General features: G+C 33.7%; 16 protein-coding genes. 2 read left to right on the forward strand and 14 right to left on the reverse strand.

The window, feature by feature from the left end; all coding sequences use genetic code 11:
- Positions 1-18: 18 nt before the first annotated feature.
- From G6R40_RS02140 to G6R40_RS02180, 9 genes are all read right to left on the reverse strand, one after another.
- On the reverse strand, positions 19-720 hold the full coding sequence (locus tag G6R40_RS02140) for a hypothetical protein (RefSeq protein WP_165131120.1): 702 nt from the start codon (positions 718-720) through the stop codon (positions 19-21).
- Positions 721-1434: 714 nt separating this feature from the next.
- A complete protein-coding gene (locus tag G6R40_RS02145) occupies positions 1435-2172 on the reverse strand; it encodes a hypothetical protein (RefSeq protein WP_165131122.1) in 738 nt (245 codons plus the stop codon).
- A 90-nt stretch (positions 2173-2262) separates the two neighbouring features.
- A complete protein-coding gene (locus G6R40_RS02150) occupies positions 2263-4461 on the reverse strand; it encodes an esterase/lipase family protein (RefSeq protein WP_165131124.1) in 2199 nt (732 codons plus the stop codon).
- Positions 4462-4644: 183 nt separating this feature from the next.
- Complete coding sequence (locus G6R40_RS02155) at positions 4645-5415, reverse strand: hypothetical protein (protein ID WP_165131126.1); 771 nt, start codon at positions 5413-5415, stop codon at positions 4645-4647.
- A gap of 18 nt (positions 5416-5433) precedes the next feature.
- The gene (locus G6R40_RS02160) at positions 5434-5964 is read right to left on the reverse strand and encodes a DUF6252 family protein (RefSeq protein ID WP_165131128.1); all 531 of its coding nucleotides are present in this window, start codon (positions 5962-5964) and stop codon (positions 5434-5436) included.
- Positions 5965-6455: 491 nt separating this feature from the next.
- Positions 6456-7619, reverse strand: coding sequence for an HNH endonuclease family protein (locus tag G6R40_RS02165; RefSeq protein ID WP_165131130.1), 1164 nt, complete (start codon positions 7617-7619; stop codon positions 6456-6458).
- Positions 7620-8717 carry an adenine-specific methyltransferase EcoRI family protein gene (locus tag G6R40_RS02170; RefSeq protein ID WP_165131132.1) on the reverse strand — a complete coding sequence of 366 codons (1098 nt, stop codon included), beginning with the start codon at positions 8715-8717 and terminating at the stop codon, positions 7620-7622.
- A 299-nt stretch (positions 8718-9016) separates the two neighbouring features.
- Positions 9017-9316 carry a type II toxin-antitoxin system RelE/ParE family toxin gene (locus G6R40_RS02175; RefSeq protein WP_165131134.1) on the reverse strand — a complete coding sequence of 100 codons (300 nt, stop codon included), beginning with the start codon at positions 9314-9316 and terminating at the stop codon, positions 9017-9019.
- Positions 9316-9564: a type II toxin-antitoxin system ParD family antitoxin gene (locus G6R40_RS02180; RefSeq protein ID WP_165131136.1), complete on the reverse strand. Its 249-nt coding sequence runs from the start codon at positions 9562-9564 to the stop codon at positions 9316-9318. The genes G6R40_RS02175 and G6R40_RS02180 overlap by 1 nt, the downstream gene beginning before the upstream one ends.
- Before the next feature lie 346 nt (positions 9565-9910).
- Between G6R40_RS02180 and G6R40_RS02185 the strand changes: the two genes are divergently transcribed.
- The gene (locus G6R40_RS02185) at positions 9911-11485 is read left to right on the forward strand and encodes an IS1182 family transposase (protein WP_165131100.1); all 1575 of its coding nucleotides are present in this window, start codon (positions 9911-9913) and stop codon (positions 11483-11485) included.
- A 112-nt stretch (positions 11486-11597) separates the two neighbouring features.
- On the opposite strand, the gene G6R40_RS02190 is transcribed toward G6R40_RS02185, so the two are convergent.
- The 4 genes from G6R40_RS02190 to G6R40_RS02205 all read right to left on the reverse strand — a co-directional run bounded on the left by G6R40_RS02190 (position 11598) and on the right by G6R40_RS02205 (position 16734).
- Positions 11598-12176 (reverse strand): hypothetical protein, encoded by a 579-nt coding sequence (locus G6R40_RS02190; protein ID WP_165131138.1) that lies wholly within the window; start codon positions 12174-12176, stop codon positions 11598-11600.
- Between the two features lie 251 nt (positions 12177-12427).
- Positions 12428-12895: a hypothetical protein gene (locus G6R40_RS02195; protein ID WP_165131140.1), complete on the reverse strand. Its 468-nt coding sequence runs from the start codon at positions 12893-12895 to the stop codon at positions 12428-12430.
- A gap of 252 nt (positions 12896-13147) precedes the next feature.
- Positions 13148-13936 (reverse strand): hypothetical protein, encoded by a 789-nt coding sequence (locus tag G6R40_RS02200; RefSeq protein ID WP_165131142.1) that lies wholly within the window; start codon positions 13934-13936, stop codon positions 13148-13150.
- Between the two features lie 14 nt (positions 13937-13950).
- Positions 13951-16734: an Eco57I restriction-modification methylase domain-containing protein gene (locus tag G6R40_RS02205; RefSeq protein WP_165131144.1), complete on the reverse strand. Its 2784-nt coding sequence runs from the start codon at positions 16732-16734 to the stop codon at positions 13951-13953.
- Between the two features lie 342 nt (positions 16735-17076).
- Here G6R40_RS02205 and G6R40_RS02210 point away from each other — a divergent pair, with 342 nt between their 5' ends.
- Positions 17077-18651, forward strand: a complete 1575-nt coding sequence (locus G6R40_RS02210; RefSeq protein WP_165131100.1) for an IS1182 family transposase — start codon at positions 17077-17079, stop codon at positions 18649-18651.
- A 116-nt stretch (positions 18652-18767) separates the two neighbouring features.
- On the opposite strand, the gene G6R40_RS02215 is transcribed toward G6R40_RS02210, so the two are convergent.
- Entirely contained in the window at positions 18768-19202 is a 435-nt protein-coding gene (locus G6R40_RS02215; RefSeq protein WP_165131145.1) for a hypothetical protein, read from the reverse strand.
- Positions 19203-19382 lie beyond the last annotated feature (180 nt).

Raw genomic sequence — 19382 nt, forward strand, 5'->3', positions numbered from 1 at the left:
TGTTACCTGCAGTCTTTTTTATTTCTTAATTTCTAACAATGTAAATCCTAAATTTTTGTCAAATTGATAAAAAAGTTCATAAGTTATTACTTGTACAATTCCATAGTCTTTAACACTTTCTTGACTTTCGTTTCTTCCCCAACCATCTGTGTTTAAAAATATTGATTTAAAATTCTTATTTGCAGTAAAAATTGCAGGTGGTGACATAAAATCTTTTTTTGCAATTTTTAGAGTTTGACCAAGTTCATAATTTATAGAGTCAAATCCTGCAATTGGAAGAGTTTTTAATTGTCCGTTTAATTTGTAATACCGTTTTTTCTTTTCACTCAAATTGTCACTGCCAAAAATGTAAATTTTATTTTCTTCTTCATTCTTTCTATTTTCAAACAAATATTTATCGTCAGAATAATAAATGTCAAAAAAGATTTTTATCATTTTATCATTTTCTTCTTTTTTTATGTATTTAAAAGAATTGGCTCCAAGATTTTGAGATTTAAATTTAGCAATCTCAAAAATATTTGAAAAAGCAGATTTTTCTCCTTCACAACTTATACTTGCTAAATATTTTAAATTTTCCACAGAAGTTTTATTGTTGATAAATTCAAAAATTTGATAATTCTTTTTTTCAGGAATTGAATCTTTAAATGTAATAATCTTATATTCCTGTCCGAAAAATATATTGTAAATTAACATTAAACTTATTGTTAGACTTCTTTTCATGTGCGATTTTTTATAAGATTGCAGGTAACGGAAAAAGTATTGGCGAAGTGCGGGCTTTCGAAGAACTAAAAGTTCAATTTTCGACCAAACGAAGCCGATATTTTTTCCGTGAACTAAATTACAAAAATATCGTGAACGGAAAAATATTCGGCGGAATATTTTTCCAAATTTTCAACTTTATACTTCCTCCCGCATTTTGCCAATACAATGTTATATGCAGTGCTTTTTTGTCTTTTGAATTGGAAATATGCAGGAGTTAGCTTGGGAAATTTATTCTTTTTTAGCGGAGGGGAAAAGATGGAAGGGAAAAGTTCTTTTGCAAACTTTGGTTTTGCGATGGGTGGAGCAGTTTGCAAATGTGCTTTTTCCTAAGCGGTGGTTTTTTTTCTTTGTTTTATGATTGTTTGTGACAGAATACTAAACTCCGATGGTAGTTTTCTAAATGTTTGTGTTAAAAAACTAAAGTGTGGTGCTATTTTTCTAAACTCCGACGCAAGAATACTAAACTCCTGCGGTAGTTTTCTAATTGTTGATGCTAAAATACTAAAGTATGGTGCTTACTTTCTAAAATATCTCGGAAGAATACTGAATACTGTCGAAAGTTTTCAAAAATATGGTGATAGAATACTATTTTTGGGCTGTTGAATGCTTTTAAATGAAAAGAGTTGTCTCGATTTTGGAAACAACTCTTAAAATTTCGATTTCAAATATTGATTATGAAACTCGGTTTGTAAATTTTATTCCACTTACTTGCTTGTATTGTGGGGATGTTGCGCCAAATATGGATTTTACATAATTTTTTACGTCTTGTGCGATTTCTACTAAACCCGTATCTTTTGCATAGAGTAGGTTGTCTCTTGAAATTCTTGCGTTGCTGTAAGCTACTTCGGAAGTGATGACATTGGTATTTGCAACCACTAAACTATCTCGGAAAGTGGTAAGCGATGCAACACTTAAATCTGCTTCGTTTGGTGTATAAGATGGAACAGACGAGACCAAATCTATTAATGATGAAAAGTTTTCGGTAAGGCTATCGTAACTTTGACGAGATACGGAAACGGTATTTGTAGGAGGTGTTCCATTTTCGGGAGTGGGATTTTCTGTAATTTCTTTTGCTCTTTTGCCTTGCAATTTATTATTAATCGTTTTGGCATCTGCAAGTGTTTGTGCAGTAGCATCGGTAACAGAAAGGGCGTTATAGACTTTTGTTGCTAATGGTTTTAGGTTTTCAAATGCTAATTGGCGGTCTCCAGTAGTGGTATCGAAAGCATTTTTTGCTGTGGTTACGTGGGCGATTTCTGTTTGTGCGGAGGTAAGTAAAGTGTTTAAAGGGGCTAATTGCAAAGCAGTCTTTGACGGATTGTAGGTGGTTCCGTAAGCAGCGCAGTACGTAATTAAATCTTGAAAATTCGCTACATTTTTAGCGTGTCCTACTTCTGATTGTGATGCCATGGTATTCGTGTTTTAAATTGTTATGAGATAAAGTTAATAAAAAATCGGATAGAAAATTCTATCCGATTTTAGAAGTTAAGCCATACTATATTAGTTCTTCATTAAAGTTTGATTGATAATGGTTTGGTTATCTTTTGAGATATTGATTACATACATCCCTGTTGGGAAACCTTGTAAATCAAAAGCATCTCCTATTTTTGAAATTATTATTATCCCCATACCATTAGCAACAGTAATCTGATATTGGTCTCCTTGCTTTGAGGTGACTGTTTTGTTTAAATTACATGGTGGTTCAACAATTTTTAATATTGCATAACTATCTGTTGTATTATCTTTTGCTAAAGAGTATGTTTCGCAAGGAAGTGTAGGAGGTGGTGTTATTGTTGTAAAATATTCTGTTGTGCCACAAGCATTAGTTACCTCAACTTTTATATCCATATTCCATGAATTATTGTCGCCTATCGCCCAAGCTTCCCGATGATTTTGCATGGCAAATAATCTTACAGTAGATGGGTTTGAAGAAATTTTCGTCCATTTAATATTGGTTATACCCTGTGATTCTATTGGAAAATTTACTCCACCATCTAAATAAAAATGTGACTCGTTATAATAATTGGGATTATCTATTTGAGTGACATCGAAAAATGGTTTTCCTATCCAGATATCTTTAGTTACCGTATTACTTGCTCCCCCTCCTGAAAGATATGCTTGAAGTTTTACAAATCCATTTGCATTGGTTTTGGGTGTGAATGAAATTTGAGGTTGGTTAGAAGGTCCATTAATATCAATAAGGTTAGAGCCGTTCAGTATAGACCATTGTATTGTTGGTGCAAAGCCTGTGGTGTAAGTTGCTATGTTACTCCCACAAAGTAGATTTTCTCCACCTATTTTTACTTTGCTACCGCATAGATAAGAGGATGTGATGGGTTGGTTTTGATTGTTACCTGAAAGTTGAGCAATGAGAAACTGTCGATTTCTTGGACTAAAATTAATATGATTGTTGTTTTCATCCCCATAACTCAATACTTGTTCGGCTACAAAATTGGCAAACGGAACGTCAAGTTTATCATCTACAGGAGAATATGATTTTTGATAATCGCTTTCTGAAAGGGCAGAATTTCCAAATTTATAATCTAATGCGCTTGGAGTCGGTACGAATGAAAAATCGTGTACATCGATGTGATTCCCAATCCATGGTGGAAGCGATGATTTTGGAAATGTAAATTTTCCACCACCATACTTATCTATAGGAAGTACATTTTGAGGTTGGTTTCTACTACCAGACAAGAGCGTATTCTGCGCAGGAATAGCCCATAGTATTTTTTTCTTATATACAATTTTGCCGTAATATAATTGTTTAGACTCATTAAGAGTTATCATAGGACGAGCAACAAAATCATAATAATATCGAGATTCTCCAGGAATAAGAGAAAGTAATATTTGCCCAGGATCTAATGTTACACCGCCAATCAGTGCGCCAAGAATATCTACAAACCAACCTTTGCTGCTGTGATGCATGGTTACTAAGTCTTCTAAGTTTTGATCTGTGCCACACTCGCTACCATTGGAGATTGCAACGTTTCTTGTTAATTGAGGATATCCCTTAGCTTTTAGTTGGCTTTGCCATGTGTTGTGAATAGAATTATCGATATTATAATTGTTGTTGACATAGTTAATTAACATTTGTCTAGATGCGGGTGTATCTGCAATTGTTGCAATTTCGCTGAAAGGTGCCCCACCTGTAAAAAAAGGACTAAACACATAGTTAAGTCCGGCAACAATTGGTGAACTTAGAAATGTCTTGGAAATATTACGCAACATATATTGTATACTAAGAGGTGTATTGGCTCCTAGATGAGGCGCATCATGAGAAATAAATAATTTGGTGTTATGATTTTCTCCTTGGTCTTCCATATCTTTAAGCGCGTATCTTGCAATGAGCCCACCCATGCTTTGTCCCATTACTACATTCTTTTCTGTACCTACTTTGTTTTGGTTTACCCAGCGGATTGCTTTTTTTAGTAGCTCTGCATTGTTTTGTATATAGTCGGTACCAATGCCCCAGTCTACGTAGATGATGTCATAATTGCCCGTAAGATATGTCCTTAAATCATAATTCATCCCATTTTTATAAAGAAAAGTTTCGATATTGTTATCTCCAGCTTCCTGTCTTGGCGCTGTAATGTGCCCTGAATCAAAACCTTCGGCAACTATTAAAGGATTTGTAATCTGTGTCTGACCGTCTTTTAATTTAATATAAAGCGTTAATTTTGGTTTGTTGACCACCATTGGCGGAAATGGAATGTAGTATTGGTATTTTTCTAATTCTACTCTCCAATAGTTGCCAGCAGTAAGATTAGTCTGAGCACTGGATTGGCTATTGACATCTACATATTTTTCTAAATCTGAAGTAACTGAGAACTTATTTTTTGAGTATAAAATCTGCCCATTAGTTAAAGTTAATTTATAGGTCTATGTATATTCGCCTGCTGTGGTATAGTGTACAGGCATCATTTGTCCGAAAGCGACTAATTGAAAACTATCGGTATCTGAGAACTTGACTTCCATTTTGGAAACTTCACTGCTGAAATTACTTAAAAACAAAGTGGGAGGAAACACAACATTGAAGTTGAGCTTATTGTGATTACCAGCGATAGGAGCCATGGCAAATACATTATTAATCTCATAAGGATTTTGCCAAACTCCGTTTGTATAGACATCCTTAATTTTATTTTGAGGTGTAAGTGTTAAAGATCCTATGGTAATATCTATTGTTCTAGGGTTTGCAATGCTTGAAGCCATATTTCTAAAGGCAGTTTGGTTACTTTCAGAAAACTGATTGTATCGGAAGTAAGCTCCGCTAATGGGAATAAGGTCTATGGTCTGTGCCTGAAACCACTCTGTTTGAAAATTGGCGGGAGATTTTAATGTTCCACCATTGGAAGAAATCCTGCTCATTACAAGCGTACTGTAAACATCATTGATGATTTTGGATGTGGTAAAAGAACTGTCCGTAGGAGTGCCATTGAATTTTCTGAGATCTGCAAATTCTACTGCTGCATCCAGTAATAATCCTGTTCCTATTTTGGTTTTGTCGAGTTCGGAAAAAGGTAATAAAATAGTATTGAGCTCTACCTGTGGATTATCTGGTTGCACTACTATCTGTTGTTGATTGATAATTTGTGCGTAGAAAGGTTTGGACAGTAAGAATATTACTGCCCACAAAAGGAGTTTTGTTTTCATAAAATATGTTTTTGATGATTAGTCGAATTTTTTATCGAAACGTCCGTCGGTGATATTTACAACATTCCCATTATGGTCGATTGCTTTGAACTCAAAAGTACCAGATACGATTTGGTTTTGCAAGTCAATGCGCGTAATTTTTATTTTTCCTGTATAATCTGAAGTAAGTTGAGTCGAATAACTGATACCTTCGTTATTCGTATAGATAGCATAATTAAAATCAGAAACAGGATTTTGGTTCAATTCATATGTTTTGTTTAACTCCAAATTTTCAATTATTATTTTTATGTCAATAGAGTTACGCCCCATATTCTTTATTTTTCTTAAATCAAGAACGATTTTTGTTTTATTACCAAAATTTTCACAAACTGTTCCGGGTGGGTAAACAAATTCAGTCGTTGCCACCCATACTTTGCCATCTACAAGCGCGCCGGCTGTGTTTTTGCCAGATTGTGTGGCTTGTGGAAGGACGTTGGGATCGGGTTCTCGGTCTTTGCAGGCAGTGAAAAGTCCTATAGTTAAGAGTGATAAAAGGAAAAGATTTTTCATTGGTTTTTATTTTGTATGGTTGTCTTGCTAAAGATAGAAATTATAATGAAATTCGCAAATTAACTTTTTGCTCAGAGAATTAAAATGAGAAAATTAGCTCTTTTGCAAAATAAGATGTTGGTCTAGCAAAGGCTTTTTGCAAATGTGCTAATGTGAGTTGGTAAAAAAGGTGCTGAAAAAAAGAATAAATTTTACGTTGGGAAAGAAATTTATGCGGTTGCTTTTTTAGTTCAATTTTGATGAATTTGACTTTTGTAACCGCGCTTGTAGCATTGCATATAACGGGAAACGCATTGGCGAAGTGGCGGATAAATTGGACAAAAAGTTCAATTTAGCGAGAACGTAGCCGATGTGTTTCCACAGAAGCTAAATTAAAGAAAAAAGCTGAATGTGGAACACATTCGGCGGCGAAATATGTAAAAACTTTCAACTTAGCCGTTAGCCCGCCATTTTGCCAATGCGATGTTAGTGGCTGGGCTTTTGTTTTCACGTTATTTGTTTCCTTTTGCTCGGTTGTGTGTTTTACAAAGCATTTCACAGTTTTTAATGTCAGTTGCTCCGCCTTTACTCCAAGCTGTTACGTGGTCTGCATCCATTTCGTTGAGTTTCCAAATTTTTGTTTTGTTAGAATCGTGCCCGATTGCACATAAAGGACAATTTGAAATTCCATTTTTTTCTGCTTCGGTTGTTTGTTTTGCGTAAACCGATTTTTTGGTTGCTTCGTCAAAAACTCGAACTTCAATAAGTTTTGTATCTGTCGAACCACCAAGAATAAACTCAAAAACGCCTTTTCTGTTTTTCACATAACTGTCAGCGTAAAGTTCTCGAACTTGCTCAGCAACTTTTTTGTGGTCGTAAGGTTGTTTTTTGTAGGTTTCGTAAAGTCGTCCCCATTCCAAACCTCGCATTTCGGTTTCAACATCTGTAAAAACGGAAGAAATCCAATCTATCACGCTGTTGAAATAATTTTTGAGTTCCGTAATGTTGTTGTCAAAACGATGTTTACTCATATAATTGTCAACGTTTCCTTTACTGACCCAATCTAAAGCTCGTTCTAAAAACTCCTGTCTGTTGGCACTTCCCGAAACATAAGCACTCCATTTTTGAATGTTAGCATTTGTACTATTGCTAAATTCTTCTTTTGCAAGCGTTACGAAAGGTCCAGAATAAACTGCATTTAAAAGTTCTTGACTGTTTAGTGGAACACCTGCAATATTGATAGTTCTAAACCATTCTTTTATTTCGGTTTCTGTTCCTTCACATTCGTAAATCAAAAGTTTTGTGTTTAAGATTTTGTCTTGTTTGTCTTTTGCAATTCCCGAAAAATATTGCTCCATTCCGTTTTGGTCTTTTATTGCAAATTTGTTGGTTACAAAACGTCCAAAACTTGTAATACGTTGCTGTCCGTCTAAAACCTCAAAATTGTTGTCTTTCACTTTGTTGAAATAAATTAGTCCAAGCGGATAGCCTTTCAAAATGGATTCTATAACTGCAACATCACGTTTTCCGTCTGCATAAATATAGTTTCGTTGATATTCAGGTTGAATGGTTAAAGTTCCCGATAAGCCAAACAAACCTTTTCCTTCCAATTCGTTATAAACAAAGCCTTCGCAAATATCTTTTATGGTAATTTCTGTTCGTAAAGTTGTTTCCATTTAGTTTCTTTTTTTTATTACAAGTCTTACATAGGTTGGTTTACCACTTATAGTTCCGTCTTTGTCTTTTATTAAACCGTGTTCTTTGAAAGGAACATTTTCATTTTTTCTAATTTCGTTTGAGCTTATGATTTCAAATTGTTCGGGCGAATATTTGTCAAGAAAACTTATAGGAACTGCCATTGCACCTTTATAATCATTTGGAATTGCATCAGTAAATGGTACATTAATGGCATTGTAATTATCAAATTCTTGATAACCAATATTTTTAACTTCTTTGTGTTTGCTGAATTTGATGTTATCAGCCATTGACATCAAAGGCAAAGGTTGATGTCGTCTTCCGTGGTCAATGTTGGTAAACCAAACAACATTTCTAAACTTTACAAGCCCTGTATCAGGATTGAAAACTCCATCAGCATAATCATTATTTACAGGCGAAGAAAAAAAAGCATTTCCTGCTTTAAAGCCATTTCCTAACCACATTTTATTTTCTTTTATTAGCGGAAAAACTTCTTTATAAGTAATAGCGTTCATACTTCCGATGATTACAAATTGTTTTTCGGCTTCCACTATCCATGTCAAAAATTCTCGAAACAAAGAAAAAGGTGGATTGGTAATAATAATATCCGATTCATTGCGAAGATTTTTAATTTCTTCACTTTTAAAATCTCCATCGCCTTTTAGATATTCCCATTCCAAATCGTTTACATCAATTTTTCCGTCTCCTGATTTGTCTTTAGTAAGCGTAAAAATTTTGCCGTTTGTTATGGTCTTCTTTTCGTCAAATTGTGGGTTGTTTTTCTCAAATAATGTAGGTTGATAACCATCTTTGAAAGTTTTACTATCTGGTGCAAAACTTGTGCTAATGAGTTTTTTTAGTCCAAAGTTTTCAAAATTCTGTGCAAAAAATTTCGTAAAGTTGCTCCATTCGGGGTCATCACAAGGAAGTAAAATTGTTTTGCCACGAAATACGTTTGGATTGTATTCCAAATACGCATTTATTTCACGTTCAATATCGAAATATTGTGTGTAAAATTCGTCGTTTTTTGTGTTTTTAGCTTTGGTTAAATTTCTGTTACTTGCTTTTTTGTCCGCCATCCGTCCCGTTAGCAAACAAAGTCTAAACGGAATTTGTGAATTTTGGCAAAATGTTGATTTTTAGCCGAGAGTTCCGTTAGCCTTGCCACTAACGAAAAAGTATTTGCGAAGTGCGGGCTTAATTTGAACGAAAGTTCAAGTTCAGACCAGTCGTAGCCAATATTTTTTCAATGGAACTAAGTTAAGCAAAAATGTGGAATTGGAAAATATTGGCGGCTAAAAATTACAAATAGTTCAATTTAGCCTTAAACCCCGCATTTTGCCAATACAATGTTATCTGCAGCCAGAATTGCGGTAAGTTAATCATTTATGTGAGATTCGACATCCATTTGTTGATGAAGTATTCTGATAATTTCTATACATTCTTCCTTAAAGTTAATTCTGTAAAATATAAAATGAGATTTTACTCGAGAACGAAAATATCCTTTCCTAATTTCGTTATAATCTTTTCCCGATTTTGGATTTTTAGAAATATATTCGATTTCATCCATAATCAAGTCAAAATAATAGTCAGCTTGTTCAATCGACCATTCTTCAAAAGTATAAAGCCAAATATTTTCTAAATCAATTTCTGCTTGTTTACTGATTTTGTAATTCATTATTCAGCAGAATATTTTTGATGTAAGTTTTGTTTGAAAGTTTCTCGATTAAAACTAGCCGAAAATCCGGATTTCTCACCTTTTTTAAGTTCTTTAATTAATTCAGATTTTTTAGCTTCCTCGTGTTCAAACATTCTTAAAGCAGCTCTTACAACTTCACTTGCGGAAGAATATTTTCCATTTTTAATTTGTGAATTGATAAAATTGTCGAAATAATCGCCCAATAAAATCGAAGTATTTTTTGCCATAACAATTTGATTTAATATTCAAAATCAAATATACCAAGTTTTGGTATTTAAACCAAATTTATTTACGTAATATTGGTCAAATCTGGTTGCAGATAACGTTTCGAGGCTTGGCGCAAGTGCGGGCTTAAATTGAGCGAAAGTTCAATTCAGACCGAAACTAAGCCAAAGCCAATTTCTATTTGCTAATATAATTAAAAAGCCAATAAAATTGGCTTTTGGCGATTGAATATACACAAAAGTTCAACTTAGCACTTAATCCCGCATTTCGCCAAGCCTTTGTGCTTGTTGCACAACTCAAATATACAAATAAACTTGTATAAAAACGGGATATTTCGTAAATTGATGTATGCAAGGAAAGAAGAGTTTTACACCACAATTATTTGTTTCGGTCAATTTATTAGACCTAGTTCCAGAGGATAATTTTTATAGAAAAATGTTATCCGAACTCAATTTAGATTTCATTTATAAAGCAACTCAAAAGTATTATGGTAAGGAAGGACAGGAGAGTATAGATCCTGTTGTTTTCTTTAAGATATTATTGGTGGGATATTTAAACAATATCAATTCAGATAGACAGTTGATAGCTTTTTGTAGTGATAGCTTGTCGATAAGATTGTTTTTAGGTTATGATGTACATGAGCAGCTTCCTTGGCACAGTACCATTAGCCGAACTCGCGGTTTGTATGGCGAAGAAGTCTTTTTAAACTTGTTTAAAGAAGTCTTGAGAATGTGCGTTTCTAAAAATATGGTTCGTGGTAAACGACAAGCGGTGGACAGCGTTTTCATCAAAGCTAATGCTTCTATGGATAGCTTGGTAGAGAAAGAAGTTTTAGAAGACGCCAGTGCTTTTGTAAACGAACTAGAAGAAAACAGCGAATACAAAGTAACTACCACCCGCAAGAAACTCGTTGAACGCCACCATGATTGGAAAGCAGAAGCGTATAAAGGAATGCCAGCAAATAGCAATAGTAGACAGATAGATGAAAACGGCAATCTCATCCGTCCCAAATACCTATCTAATCACACCCATTATTCTCCCACAGATAGCGATGCTAGAGTGAGTGTAAAACCCGGCAAAGCGCGACAATTAAATTATTTTGGACAAATCGCAGTTGACGATGCGCACCATGTCATTACAGGAGCGTGTTCAGATTTTGCGGATAAACGCGACAGTCAGTGTTTAGAACAAATTGTAGAACTCACAGAAGAAAACCTAAAGGAAAACGGAATAGAATTACAAGAACTTTTAGCCGATGGTGGTTACAGCAGTGGCGAAGCATTGGCGTATTTGCACGAAAAAAACATCAACGCCTACATCCCTAACTTCGGACAATACAAATCAGAGCGAGAAGGTTTTACTTACCACAAAGAAGAAAACTATTATCAATGCACAAAACCCGAAGGTAAGCAAGCTAAACTGCTTTTCAAAGGCGAAAAAATGGATAGTAAAGGCTACACCAAACGAACGTACCGAAGCAGTGAAACAGATTGCAAAAACTGTCCACTAAGAGAACAATGCTGTGGCAAAAGCACCAAGTTTAAAAAGCTAGACGACAGCATCCACAAAGAACATTACGACCGTATGCATCAAAAACTCACCCAAAACGAGAAATATGCCAAGAAAATGGTTAGAGTGCGAAGCAAAACGGTAGAACCCGTCATTGGAACGTTGATCAACTTTACCAACATGAAACGAGTCAACACTCGAGGCATCAAAAACGCAAACAAACATGTACTGATGGCAAGTTTAACCTACAACTTGAAGAAATACATGCGTTTTACCATTAAAAAACCAAGTATTTTAGCCCAAGTTCTATCTCTAAAACAAGGGAAGAACTTTGCTTTTTCAAAACGCGCCTTTTCAGTCTATAAAAACTCGATTTTAAGCTATTCAAATTCTAGAATTTTGAACTACAACTAAAAAAAAACCTCTCTAAAATTGCTTCTAAAGAGGTCAAAATTTCATGTTTTTGAAAACTATTTTCTAAAAAAAAGGAGTTGTGCAACAGTTACCTTTGTTATATGCAGCCATATTATTCATTCAATATTTTTACATATTTTAAGTTTTTTTCGTTGACTTTGTCTAAGTTTTCTTTTCCAATATATAAAATTGAATTAGACCAATTTACGAAGTCTAAATTTTTCAAATCCTCAATACGATATTCTCCTGAAATCTCAAAGTCAAGTAAAGCTAATTTAAAAGGATGTATTTCGTATAATTTTTTCATTAACTGTAAAAGATATTCTAACAATTCTTTTGGACAGTTACTTTTTTCGTCCCAATTCTGCGGTTCGATTTGAAATAGTTTTTCAATAGTTGTAATGTAGAAAGAGATGTCAAACCAATAAGATCCTGTTTCAATTGGATTTTCTTCTTTTATATTAAAATTTATGAATGGTATTTTTACATTTTCAATATTTAAAATCCCTTCTAATCGGTAATCAATTATTTTATTAATTGGCTTTAAGTTATTATCAAATGGACCTTCAACATTTGGTTGATTCCAAAAAAAATCAAAATATTTCTGAACAATATCATTTTTTGAACTTTCTGAAACTTGAATGCAAAGTTCAAAAAATCCACCAGTTCTTAAATCTTGATTTTTAAACATTTCAATTGTAGACGATGTTGGCATATGGTTGCATATAACGGAAAAAGTATTGGCGAAGTGCGGGAATTCGAAGGACTGAAAGTTCAAGAATTCAGAAACGTAGCCGATGCTTTTTCACTTCTGCTAACTTACAAAAAATCGCAGAATTGAAAAGCATTCGGCGGAATATTTTTACAAAATTTCAACGTTTACAAAATCCCGCATTTTGTCAATACACTGTTAGCTGCAGGCTTAATATGAAACTATATATATTATTCGTTTGTATATGTTTCTAAAGATTTATTGAATCTAAATGCTAAAAAATCTTTCTTATTATAATCTACATAATGATCCAAAGAATATTCAGTTCCATTTTTATCTATCAGATCATACACAGTCGAAGGTCCTGTTTCATCTGTCCATTTTTTTTTAACAGAAAATTCTTTAATTATATTATTATTTAAATCGCAAATTAAAATCTTCTTATCTGATAATTTTATTTTATAATTCTCGTTTTTTTCTTTTCTTGATTTTATATCTAATTCGAATTGAGTATTTTTTCTATTTTTTGCTGAATATGTCTTTTTAGCATTTGCTGTAACCAATTTTGTGGTTGAAATTACATTATAATCCTTATCTATATTTTCTACATTAATTGTATTTACAGATTTTCTACTGTTTTCATTACTACAAGCAGTTATAACGATGGAAAATATAATTAATTTGATTATTTTATTCATATTTAATATTTTTTGATTTGATTATTACGGCATTTTTGGAAAGCTTGAAGCTAACGTTTTGGGTATTGCCGAAGGCGGGGAAATCGAAGCTGAAAGTTTGATTTTGCACCGAGGAGAGCCAAAACGAATTTTTATGAGTTAAATTTAAGAAACAAAAACGAATAAAATTCGTTTTTGGCGGAGATAGAAGCACAAACTTTGAATTTAGCACTTTAGCCCCGCTTTTGGCAATACCGTGTTGGTGGCTGTGCTTTATTTTAAGTTCATACAAGTTTTTTCGATAATAAGATTTGCTATATCTAGTCTGTTAGTTTTAATGATTTTGTCAAATATTTCTTGAATAAAAGGTGCAACCCAGTATTGTGAATTTTCTTCTGGTGTCAACCCACATTCTAAAGCGTCAATATAGTCAGTCGAAGCCATATAATGTTCATTTAAGTAGAATAAATATGCCAAATGTAAAATGAAAATATTTTTAATGTCATTTTGATATTGAGATAAAGCTTTTATACGATAGGGAAGATATATTTCATTATCATTTAGTAATACATTGTGATAGAAGTTATAATGAGTGTGGTCATTACAGCGTTTTCTTATTCTTTTATATCTTTCGTCTTTGTGTAACAATTTATTTAACTCTGTAAACTTTTCAGAATTTCGGATGTATGATGACATTATTCTGTATTCAGGTATTGCTTCAATACCATTTAGCCAATTATCTATCTTTTTGACTATGAAATTTTCAAGACTTACTTCATTCTGTAGATATAAAGAAGCATAAATATTTATTATTGTTGAGTCATAGTATTTTCGCAATAAGGCATATGCATCATTTATTCGACCATTTGCTAATGTCATTTTGATAGAATCAATTGTTCCTTGCATCGAAGAAAAGGAATAGGTATCAATGTTTATAATTGATTTAGTACCCATTGTTACAAAACTCATTATTGTATAAGAAATTCCTTTATAAAATTCTTGATATTCGTCAAGTTCCGTAAAAATTCTATGCTCTCTGTATTCCTTACTTTGAACGTCCATTTATTCGATATTCTTTAATTCGCTCCGTAAAGTTCGTAAATTAATTCGTTGATTTTGTTTTCTGTGTATTCAATTCTGTTTTTTAGTAGCTCAATTCTGTTTGGTAAAGTTGTATTTTGCAGTTCTTCAATCAGGTTTAATAGTTGATTTGTTTGCTTTACAACTTCGTTGTGTTGATTCTGTTGGTTTTTGCCGATTTCGGGAATAGGTAGTTTTTCTAAATAGCTTCCTTTTATTTTTGGAAAAGTTTGGCGTAAATCCGAAAAGTTTTCAGTCCAATAATCAGCAATAAATTTCGAGTTCAGAACAGCCAAAACGAATTTTAAATCAATGTTTGTTTCAGATTTTGGAACAATCATAAAAACGGTATTCAAACAAGCATATCCTTTTTCGTCCAACGCACAAATTGGATAAGCTCCAATTTGTCGTACAATAATTTTTGGATTAGCATAGTGCATATTTTCATCCCAACATCCACCACGTTTGGCTTCACGATTGAAATATGCTAATAGATTGCTGTATTGCATATTCCATTTTTGAACATTTTTACCTGTGTAGCAAGGTCTGTGAAATTCCGTGATTAAATCATTTTGAGAATTATCAATAACATCAGCTACAAACTTTTTTCTGTCACGAAGTTGCATTCCGAATTTCACAAAATATTTTGTTCCAAGTTCAAAAGTTTTAGCGTTCAATTTGCTTTTCTTTTTCGTGGAAACAAACATTTTTCCTTCATTTTGATTGAAAACATCTTGATTGAATTCTTCGTTTGAATTTTCGTCTAATCTGTTTTTATTCCATTGCGAATGAATAAATTTTGATTTCTTTTTGTTGTTTGATTTTGCCAAAATCGAAACGGTTGTATCAACCGAAGCACCAACAAATACTTTTCCGTTAATTACATTTAGCATTTCGATATAAGAATTATTCAAAATGGTTTCACGCAATCCCAAAAGATTGTTGTTTGCAAGAAAATTGCTTGGTGTAATAAATCCTAATTGTCCATTTGGTTTTAGAAGTTCTAAACCTTTTTCAAAAAACAAATGGTACAAATCAATTTTATAGGAAGCACTTTTGTAATTCGATTTGAAGTAGCTTAATGTTTCTTCATTTCTAAATTCTCCCTCAATTACAACATAAGGCGGATTTCCAATTACACAATCAAAGCCACCATTTTTAAAAACTACGGGAAATGCCTTTTGCCACGAGAAAGGTTTTACTTTTCGTTCTTCTCCAAAGTCGATTTCGTTGTCGTAGTAATCAAGGTCTATTAAAGAATTTCCGCTTTTAATGTTGTTGTCCAAAGTCGGTAAAATACGGTCGTGAAACAGTTTAGTTTGTGCTTCAATGGTTTCTTTGGTTTCACCTTCCATACATTTTAGAAGCAACGAAAGTTTGGTAACTTCCACAGCGTTACTGTCTAAATCCACTCCGTAAATGTTGTTAAGCAAAATACGTTTTTTCTCGGCTGTCGTGAGTTCTCCAAGTGGTGTCAAAGGATTGTTTTTATTGCCTTTGCTCGGTTTTCCATTGTTGGAATAATAATCTTTGTGCCAATCCAACAAATACTGATAAGCACCAATCAAAAAACTGCCACTGCCGCAGGCAGGGTCAACGACTTTCAGTTTTGATATCTCTTTTGGTGTCTTATTTTGTATTTGTTTTCCGATGGTGTTTTCTACAATGTAATCAACAATATATTGCGGTGTATAATAGACTCCACCTGCTTTTCGTACTTCTGGTTTTTCTTCGATGATTGCCCGACCGTTTGCAGAAAGTGAAATTTGTTTTCCTAAAAATTGCTCGTAAGCACTTCCCAAAATCTCAACCGATAAAACCGAAAATTCATAAGGACAAATAGGATAGTAGAGTTCGGAAATAATGCTTTTGACAACTTTGTTATCAATGGAAATTTCTTTGCTTATTTTGTCTTTCTCGAAGTCGAAAAGTCCGGAATTATATTTTTGGTTGGCTTGATGAAAACGGAATAAAAGGTTTTGATAAAAGTCTCCACTTTTAATGTCGGTTTGCAAATCTCCATACTGCTCCACACTTCTGTCTTCCGCAATGCGAAGAAAAATAATGCGGTCAATTGTGTGCTGAACTACAAAATTAAGTTCTTCTTCAGTAATATTTTTGTTGCGTAAAGCAATGTTTAAGGCAAGTTCTTTTCTCCATTTATCAAGCGATTGCAGAAATTCGTTATCTACTGTTGAAGTTCCTTTTTTGTGTTTGTCGCTTGTTATGTATTTATCGAAACTACCACGCAAAACACGTTCTTTAGCAAATGTGTCCCAAATAAAATCAAACTCCGAAATGTAATTGTCGTATGTCAGATATTTTATTCTTCCGTTGCTGGCTTTGTCGTTGGGTTTAGGTTTTGTGTTGCAATCGTAGATGGCAAATTCTTCAAAATCGGTAATAATGGAAATCGGCATTTTGGCACTCCAACCATATCTGCGAACTTGATAGGCTGGTTGAATATCACTTTTTATGGAAACACTCGGTTTTTTTGCTTCCAAAAAGAAAAGTCTTTTTCCTCCAACCAATCGGAAAGAATAATCGGGTGCTTTGGTTGCTCCTCCAACTTTTACACGGTCTTCGTGGATTACTTCACGATAACTTTCTGCATAACCGTTTTCGTTGTCAATATCCCAACCTAACGCTTTCCAAAAAGGGTCGATAAAATCCCGTCTTGTTTGGGTTTCGTTGTATTCTGTTCGTTTGTAAAATTCTTTTTGTTCGTCAAACCTTTGCACCAAAGATTTGATTTTGTCAAGTGCCACTTGTTTTTGCATTCGCCTTTCCCGTTTTACGGTAGCGAATGATTTTCAGTCGTTTCAAATTGAAATGTTGAATTTTATCCGAAACGTTGATTTAGCATTGCCACCAACGAAAAAGTATTGGCGAAGTGCGGGCTTTCGAAGAACGAAAAGTTCAAGAAAGACTGTACGAAGCAAATTGCTTTTTCAGATTGTTAAATTACAAAAATAATCAATATGAAAAGCAAGTTGCGACTAAAAAAGTAGAGTAGTTCAACTCAGACTTAACCCCGCATTTTGCCAATACAATGTGCTTGTTGCACAACTCAAATATACAAATAAACTTGTATAAAAACGGGATATTTCGTAAATTGATGTATGCAAGGAAAGAAGAGTTTTACACCACAATTATTTGTTTCGGTCAATTTATTAGACCTAGTTCCAGAGGATAATTTTTATAGAAAAATGTTATCCGAACTCAATTTAGATTTCATTTATAAAGCAACTCAAAAGTATTATGGTAAGGAAGGACAAGAGAGTATAGATCCTGTTGTTTTCTTTAAGATATTATTGGTGGGATATTTAAACAATATCAATTCAGATAGACAGTTGATAGCTTTTTGTAGTGATAGCTTGTCGATAAGATTGTTTTTAGGTTATGATGTACATGAGCAGCTTCCTTGGCACAGTACCATTAGCCGAACTCGCGGTTTGTATGGCGAAGAAGTCTTTTTAAACTTGTTTAAAGAAGTCTTGAGAATGTGCGTTTCTAAAAATATGGTTCGTGGTAAACGACAAGCGGTGGACAGCGTTTTCATCAAAGCTAATGCTTCTATGGATAGCTTGGTAGAGAAAGAAGTTTTAGAAGACGCCAGTGCTTTTGTAAACGAACTAGAAGAAAACAGCGAATACAAAGTAACTACCACCCGCAAGAAACTCGTTGAACGCCACCATGATTGGAAAGCAGAAGCGTATAAAGGAATGCCAGCAAATAGCAATAGTAGACAGATAGATGAAAACGGCAATCTCATCCGTCCCAAATACCTATCTAATCACACCCATTATTCTCCCACAGATAGCGATGCTAGAGTGAGTGTAAAACCCGGCAAAGCGCGACAATTAAATTATTTTGGACAAATCGCAGTTGACGATGCGCACCATGTCATTACAGGAGCGTGTTCAGATTTTGCGGATAAACGCGACAGTCAGTGTTTAGAACAAATTGTAGAACTCACAGAAGAAAACCTAAAGGAAAACGGAATAGAATTACAAGAACTTTTAGCCGATGGTGGTTACAGCAGTGGCGAAGCATTGGCGTATTTGCACGAAAAAAACATCAACGCCTACATCCCTAACTTCGGACAATACAAATCAGAGCGAGAAGGTTTTACTTACCACAAAGAAGAAAACTATTATCAATGCACAAAACCCGAAGGTAAGCAAGCTAAACTGCTTTTCAAAGGCGAAAAAATGGATAGTAAAGGCTACACCAAACGAACGTACCGAAGCAGTGAAACAGATTGCAAAAACTGTCCACTAAGAGAACAATGCTGTGGCAAAAGCACCAAGTTTAAAAAGCTAGACGACAGCATCCACAAAGAACATTACGACCGTATGCATCAAAAACTCACCCAAAACGAGAAATATGCCAAGAAAATGGTTAGAGTGCGAAGCAAAACGGTAGAACCCGTCATTGGAACGTTGATCAACTTTACCAACATGAAACGAGTCAACACTCGAGGCATCAAAAACGCAAACAAACATGTACTGATGGCAAGTTTAACCTACAACTTGAAGAAATACATGCGTTTTACCATTAAAAAACCAAGTATTTTAGCCCAAGTTCTATCTCTAAAACAAGGGAAGAACTTTGCTTTTTCAAAACGCGCCTTTTCAGTCTATAAAAACTCGATTTTAAGCTATTCAAATTCTAGAATTTTGAACTACAACTAAAAAAAAACCTCTCTAAAATTGCTTCTAAAGAGGTCAAAATTTCATGTTTTTGAAAACTATTTTCTAAAAAAAAGGAGTTGTGCAACAGTTACCAATGTTAGCTGCAGTCTTTTTTTTTATTTTTTGCAGATTAAAGTGTATATATAAGTTATTGTTTGATTCCCATAAGTTATTGTTTCCCTATGTTTTAAAAACATCTCATCTTTGAAAAACTCAACATCATAATTATATGAATTTTGGTTTTCATAATTATGAAGAATAAGCTTTTTTGAAGAATTATTATAAGATCCGTTAAATTGTTCATAATTCGCACAACTTGAAAACTCTTGATAAATTACATTTTGAGCGGAAATATTAAAATTTGTTTTTGAAAGACACTCTCCCAATGTTTGAGTTGAAGTGGAATTTCCAGAACTCGAAATTTCGGTGATTTCAATAGTTTTTACGAACCATTTTCCATTATAGGAATTTTGAGTTTCAGATTCACTGTCATTTCGATTACACGAAATTACAAAGAGAAAAAGCGTAGAGAGAATGAATAAATTTTTCATCTGGATATAAGATTTCCAATTTACTTCACTTTGAAGTTAAGGACGAAAAGGAAATATGTTTTTAAATTAAATTTTACGCCCGTTAAATCCAATTCGTTAAAATTCAATTTGTTGCGAAATTTTTGGCGAGATTGTAGCTAACGGAAAAAGTATTGGCGAAGTGCGGGCTAAAAATGAACT

This window comes from Chryseobacterium sp. POL2 (genome assembly GCF_011058315.1).
In the GTDB taxonomy this organism is placed as follows: Bacteria; Bacteroidota; Bacteroidia; order Flavobacteriales; family Weeksellaceae; genus Soonwooa.

Excerpts from the sequence above, each read along its gene's own strand:
- G6R40_RS02140 (WP_165131120.1), bottom strand. The coding sequence starts at position 720 with ATGAAAAGAAGTCTAACAATAAGTTTAATGTTAATTTACAATATATTT.
- G6R40_RS02145 (WP_165131122.1), bottom strand. The coding sequence starts at position 2,172 with ATGGCATCACAATCAGAAGTAGGACACGCTAAAAATGTAGCGAATTTT.
- G6R40_RS02150 (WP_165131124.1), bottom strand. The coding sequence starts at position 4,461 with ATGGTGGTCAACAAACCAAAATTAACGCTTTATATTAAATTAAAAGAC.
- G6R40_RS02155 (WP_165131126.1), bottom strand. The coding sequence starts at position 5,415 with ATGAAAACAAAACTCCTTTTGTGGGCAGTAATATTCTTACTGTCCAAA.
- G6R40_RS02160 (WP_165131128.1), bottom strand. The coding sequence starts at position 5,964 with ATGAAAAATCTTTTCCTTTTATCACTCTTAACTATAGGACTTTTCACT.
- G6R40_RS02165 (WP_165131130.1), bottom strand. The coding sequence starts at position 7,619 with ATGGAAACAACTTTACGAACAGAAATTACCATAAAAGATATTTGCGAA.
- G6R40_RS02170 (WP_165131132.1), bottom strand. The coding sequence starts at position 8,717 with ATGGCGGACAAAAAAGCAAGTAACAGAAATTTAACCAAAGCTAAAAAC.
- G6R40_RS02175 (WP_165131134.1), bottom strand. The coding sequence starts at position 9,316 with ATGAATTACAAAATCAGTAAACAAGCAGAAATTGATTTAGAAAATATT.
- G6R40_RS02180 (WP_165131136.1), bottom strand. The coding sequence starts at position 9,564 with ATGGCAAAAAATACTTCGATTTTATTGGGCGATTATTTCGACAATTTT.
- G6R40_RS02185 (WP_165131100.1), top strand. The coding sequence starts at position 9,911 with ATGCAAGGAAAGAAGAGTTTTACACCACAATTATTTGTTTCGGTCAAT.
- G6R40_RS02190 (WP_165131138.1), bottom strand. The coding sequence starts at position 12,176 with ATGTTTAAAAATCAAGATTTAAGAACTGGTGGATTTTTTGAACTTTGC.
- G6R40_RS02195 (WP_165131140.1), bottom strand. The coding sequence starts at position 12,895 with ATGAATAAAATAATCAAATTAATTATATTTTCCATCGTTATAACTGCT.
- G6R40_RS02200 (WP_165131142.1), bottom strand. The coding sequence starts at position 13,936 with ATGGACGTTCAAAGTAAGGAATACAGAGAGCATAGAATTTTTACGGAA.
- G6R40_RS02205 (WP_165131144.1), bottom strand. The coding sequence starts at position 16,734 with ATGCAAAAACAAGTGGCACTTGACAAAATCAAATCTTTGGTGCAAAGG.
- G6R40_RS02210 (WP_165131100.1), top strand. The coding sequence starts at position 17,077 with ATGCAAGGAAAGAAGAGTTTTACACCACAATTATTTGTTTCGGTCAAT.
- G6R40_RS02215 (WP_165131145.1), bottom strand. The coding sequence starts at position 19,202 with ATGAAAAATTTATTCATTCTCTCTACGCTTTTTCTCTTTGTAATTTCG.